The sequence below is a fragment of the Vibrio sp. 1288 genome (genome assembly GCF_033344475.1).
This window is the reverse complement of sequence record NZ_JAWPOX010000529.1, coordinates 1-696: the sequence shown is the minus strand read 5'-3', so window position 1 is coordinate 696 and position 696 is coordinate 1. Positions and strand designations below refer to the sequence as shown.

General features: G+C 48.6%; 1 protein-coding gene. It reads left to right on the top strand.

Going from position 1 to position 696, the window contains the following annotated elements:
• Positions 1-696, top strand: a 696-nt coding sequence (locus R8O11_RS27840; protein ID WP_318194949.1) for a DNA topoisomerase, incomplete at both ends; no start/stop codon positions are given.

The following is a 696-nucleotide window of genomic DNA, read 5'->3' as shown; positions in this document are numbered from 1 at the left end:
TGAAGCGCGCACTAAACTCAATGCGCAGTAATCGTGATTTTATTCCTCTGTCTGTTTCCGCTCTCGCGCGCTCACGGGCGGATTGGTTGTATGGAATGAATATGTCTCGCGCTTATACCTTGCTGGGACAAAAGGCTGGCTACCAAGGTGTGCTCTCGGTTGGGCGTGTGCAAACTCCGGTTCTAGGGCTTGTCGTCCGTCGAGATGAAGAAATTGAAAACTTTGTTCCGAAAGATTACTTCACGCTGCACGCATTGATCCCGTATCAAGACCAAAATGGGGCGTTTGATATTCGCGCACGCTGGAAACCCAGTGAGGCTTGCAAACCATGGCAGGATGAAGAAGGGCGAGTATTAAATCGCAAGTTAGTCGAAAACGTCGCTAATCGGATCGCGAACCAGCCAGCGATGGTGAAGGAATCAGAGCAGAAGCAAACCAAGCAATCTGCACCATTGCCATATTCATTATCTGCTTTGCAGATTGATGCAGCAAAGCGTTATGGCATGAGTGCGCAGCAGGTGCTAGATACTTGTCAGGCACTATACGAAAAGCACAAACTGATCACTTATCCGCGTTCTGATTGTCGCTACTTGCCGTTGGAGCATTATTCTCAAGCTGGAACGGTTACATCCGCTATTGCAAACAACGCCAAAGAACTGCAAAGCGCAGTGAATGGTGCCGACTTATCGATTAAGT